The 3,948-nt window shown below is 55.8% G+C and carries 5 protein-coding genes and 1 pseudogene; 5 read left to right on the forward strand and 1 reads right to left on the reverse strand.

Annotated features, from left to right (window positions below; translation table 11 throughout):
* Positions 1-204 precede the first annotated feature (204 nt).
* From ACEN88_RS26150 to ACEN88_RS26170, 5 genes and pseudogenes are all read left to right on the forward strand, one after another.
* Entirely contained in the window at positions 205-453 is a 249-nt protein-coding gene (locus ACEN88_RS26150; protein WP_413344364.1) for a hypothetical protein, read from the forward strand.
* A 109-nt stretch (positions 454-562) separates the two neighbouring features.
* Entirely contained in the window at positions 563-886 is a 324-nt protein-coding gene (locus ACEN88_RS26155; RefSeq protein ID WP_413344366.1) for a hypothetical protein, read from the forward strand.
* A gap of 100 nt (positions 887-986) precedes the next feature.
* A pseudogene (locus ACEN88_RS26160) lies at positions 987-1,154 on the forward strand (IS3 family transposase); the annotation flags it as partial.
* Between the two features lie 509 nt (positions 1,155-1,663).
* Complete coding sequence (locus ACEN88_RS26165; protein WP_413344368.1) at positions 1,664-2,518, forward strand: alpha/beta hydrolase; 855 nt, start codon at positions 1,664-1,666, stop codon at positions 2,516-2,518.
* A 245-nt stretch (positions 2,519-2,763) separates the two neighbouring features.
* Entirely contained in the window at positions 2,764-3,036 is a 273-nt protein-coding gene (locus ACEN88_RS26170; RefSeq protein WP_413344369.1) for a barstar family protein, read from the forward strand.
* Positions 3,037-3,465: 429 nt separating this feature from the next.
* On the opposite strand, the gene ACEN88_RS26175 is transcribed toward ACEN88_RS26170, so the two are convergent.
* Positions 3,466-3,948 (reverse strand): IS5 family transposase (locus tag ACEN88_RS26175; protein ID WP_413344371.1); only part of this gene is annotated, 483 nt, incomplete at its 5' end.

Below are 3,948 nucleotides of genomic sequence, written 5' to 3' on the forward strand. Positions count from 1 at the left end.
TTCCGATGCTTTGCAATTAGTCCTGGCTCGTGTAACCGAGCTCCCAGGCTTCGGTTTCGCGTTTTTACACGGCCTGGGTCGGGACCTGACGTTCACCAACCGGCGCCATCCGGACAAGAATGAGCATTGCTCCCGCCGCGTTTTCCTGGTGGCGCTTCACACGCCGTAGAATGCTGCTTTGCTCTACAAGTATGGAGTTTTACCATGGAAACAATCGACCAGCGTTACCTCGTCCAGCAAAACAAGCGCACTGGCGACGGCAAGACGGCGCCCGTCTTTGCCAGAGTCATGCGTAGCAAGGAAGGCAAGTTCGAAGGCGTGTCATTTATTAAAAATAAAGAGAAAGCAACCGTCATGACAGCCGCTGAAGCTCAGGAAGTGGTCACGTGGGCAGCAAAGAAGAAGGAAAATGCCCAACAGTATGAAACTAAAGTTATTTGTGTGGGCCAGTAGCCGCATGTAGATTCTTGTTGGGTCTGAGCGTTCATGGTCGGCCGGGTTCGGCCAGGAGCGGACCTAGTAACGTACGGGCAGTGCCTCGGATCAAATGAAGCGGAACAACATGGAACCGTCTAAACCCATTGAGCTTCCGTTCACTCGTGACTCAGTGATTCATGTGCTTACCTACGGCGCTAATCCGGAAACCAGCCCGTATAGTCACAGGCAGATCGCGGAGTGGTGTGATCGTTTCTGGTGTCAGTATCTGAATATCGACGCTGAACCTTCAATCGAAGCGTTACTGCATGTGCTGACCGATATCGAAACGCAGTGGGACCTCTATCTTTCGAACACATACTCGATTGAGGAGTTGCGCTCAAAATCGTTTGATAGCGAGACCATGCCGGTTCAATGGTTTCGCGACTGGCTCAAGCAAATCGAGAAATAAAACCCAAACATCTACTCTGGGTCGACAGCTGCCGGTCGTGACAGTCCGTGACTTTTTCACTTCGACAACATGCTATGCTGAACCGAATGGCCGAGAGTCGCGGGAACGGATTCGACGGAAGACCTATGGCACCCGCGACCGGACAAGGCAGCATGTCTTTGACTACATCGAGATGTTCTACAATCCAAAGCGCCGGCACAGCTTCAGCAATGACTTGTCGCCGATGGAGTACGAAAAGCAGTATTTTCAGCGGCTGTCGAGTGTCTAGAAAACTTGTGGCGATTCAATATGAAGAAAAATTTTCACCAATTATCTGTAGATTCCCTCCCGAAGACACGTGAGCAGATTTACGAAGAATCATCCAAGGGCCGGCGTGTGATTTATTGGCTCAGCTTAGCTGTTGTGATCGGCGTCATCGCAGCGATTTGGTTCTCGGCATAGGCACCGTGCCGACAGGCCGTTGACCTTTATGACCGTCGGCATTGGGTCGTTCCTGCCGTACAATGAACGGCCGAGATCGGCCACGAGCAGACGGTGGTCGAGCGGTCCTAAGTGCGTAGGGCGAGGTCATGAACTTACGTTGTGTCGTTTAAGGTCATCAATGCGAACTGTAACAACCTTCGACTTCAAACTATTCAACTTATCCAGATCCGAGACGGAGCAGCGGCTCGGCGCTGATGCCGCATATTGGCTTCATTCGCGACTTCAAGCTCAAGGCGTCAAAGCCGAGGCACCTCGTCCTACGGGCTTGGGTTGGTACGCCATCAAGGTATGGAAATGAAAGACATCTCGATGATAAGAAACTGGCTCCTCTCCTTCGCCTTGGCGTTTTCAGTCACCACGCTGGCCTGCGCTGCCGACCCCGAGCCGCGCCACGTTGTGCTACGGAACACCCAAATCGTGACTGTGCAATCGAAGATCACAGGCAAGGCGCACGAGCTGATCGTGATGCTGCCGGACAGCTACTCTTGGAGTCCGGGCAGGAAATACCCGGTGCTGTACTTCCTCGATGCCTACTGGGACGTGCCGCTGATGTCCGCCCTGCACGGCAGCCTTGTCTACGACAAGATGATGCCCGAGTGCATCATGGTGGGCTTGTCCTATCCCGACGGCACCGACTACAGCGTCGAACGCATGCACGACTACACGTACACGGCGATGGCAGGGGCCGCCGGATCGGGCAAGGGCGACCAGTTCCTCGAGTTCATCCGTAAGGAAGCCGCGCCGCTAATCGAAACCACCTACCGCGCCGAACAGACCAACCGCGTCCTCGTCGGGGCTTCGCTGGGCGGCTTGTTTGCGCTCGGCGCCGCGTTGAAAGATCCGGATTTCTTCAACGGGTATGTCGCCGTAAGCCCGGCTGTCGTCTGGGATAACGGTGCGCTGTTCAAGCTCGAGGAGGCATTCGCCAAGCAGAATCGGCCGCTCAAGGCGCGCATGTTCATTTCGGCCGGTTCGCTCGAACCCGTCCAGTTCCGGGGACCGATCGAACTGTTCGAAAAACAGATCGGAACACACGGCTACAAGGGCTTGGAATTGCAGAGTTATACGGTGGAGGGAACGGACCACGGTACCGTCAAGCCCGAAAGCTATCTTCGCGGCCTGAAATGGGTGTGGCAGGGGCGCCAGTAAACGCCGCGGTGCGGGCATAGATACGCCCGACACAATCTCATCCGAAGCCAACGAAAGAGATTGGAAACTGATCGCGTGGGGATGTCCGCTTCGGGTCGGCAGCGGCCTGTGGTGACAGTCCGCGACTCCTACAGGTCGGCAGCCTGCTATGCTGATTCGAACGGCCGGGTTCGGCCAAGACCGACCCTTCGCCAACGATCGCTTACGGGCACACTGGATCGGCGCCGTGAGACAACGCAACAATCATGAAAAATGAATATCGCGTCGATCTGCGCAACGTGCGCGACATGAACGCGTTCGCCGGCGCGTTCAATGACGGTTTGATCCGAGCTGCGGGTGGGCACTGGAATGGAAATAACTGGGATGCCTTCAACGACTACCTCTCTTGGCCAGAGGACGAGTCATATATGCTTTTTCTGGACGGCTGGTCGCAATGCACTGCACTCGGCGAGCACGACAAGGCGATCTTCGAAGAAATCCTCGCTGCCAATTCCCACGTCTCTGTCAAACGAACGTGACTAGCCTGGTCAGCCGCCAACCGGCGGCACCCGGCGAGAAGTAGATACCGGGTGTGGCAAAGAAGTGCAAGAACTGAAAATCCTTGTGTCGGTGGTTCAATTCCGCCCCGGCCATCGAATACAACGCGGTTACGAAGAAGATAGAAGTTGTAGTGAAGGGTTGGATAAGGAACGGCATCACTAAGTGCTCATTTAAAATACCAAGTGCCAAACGATGTGGTCTCGCAGATCGCACAGACGAATCAACTCATATCTGAGACCGGGCCCGCGGGTTCATGCCTAGGGAAACGCTGAATAAATAGCTTGCGCGTCCGATTCGATGCATCAAAACCAGCGTCGGACATCACGATGGTTGAAATCAGTTATTTTTCGCGCGTGTGCTGGGCCACGAGACGCGTTTTTGGGTGCCGCGGTGTGCGCCCCCCCGGTTCAGGGCGGAGTTCGGGCGTGGGAGCTTCCAAAAGTTCGGCCGGCCAGCACCAGATTGGCGAATGCGAACAAGGTGTGGAGCTGGGCGGTGTTCTTCGCCAGCCCACGGTAACGCGTCTTGCGATGCTTGAACAGGTTCTTCAGCACGTGGAACGGATGCTCGACCTTGGCGCGCACGCTGGCCTTGGCCTTTTCCAGCTTTTCCTTGGCGCGGCCCAGCGGATTCTTCTTCATTGCCTTGCGGACGCTGCGCTTCATCGCGATGTGCCAGGTGACCTCCTTTCCCGCGTTCTCCGGGCGCTTGTCGGCGCCCTGGTACCCAGCGTCGCCGAACACCATCGTTTCGTCGCCATGAAGAAGATTGTGGGTTTGCGTGACGTCGGACACGTTGCCCGGGGTGGTCACCAGCGTATGCGTCAGGCCGGATTTGGCATCGACGCCGATATGGGCCTTCATGCCGAAGAACCAGTTCTTGCCCTTCTT

Origin of the sequence: Massilia sp. CT11-108, from assembly GCF_047302915.1 — a bacterium.
In the GTDB taxonomy this organism is placed as follows: domain Bacteria; phylum Pseudomonadota; class Gammaproteobacteria; order Burkholderiales; family Burkholderiaceae_D; genus Telluria; species Telluria orientalis.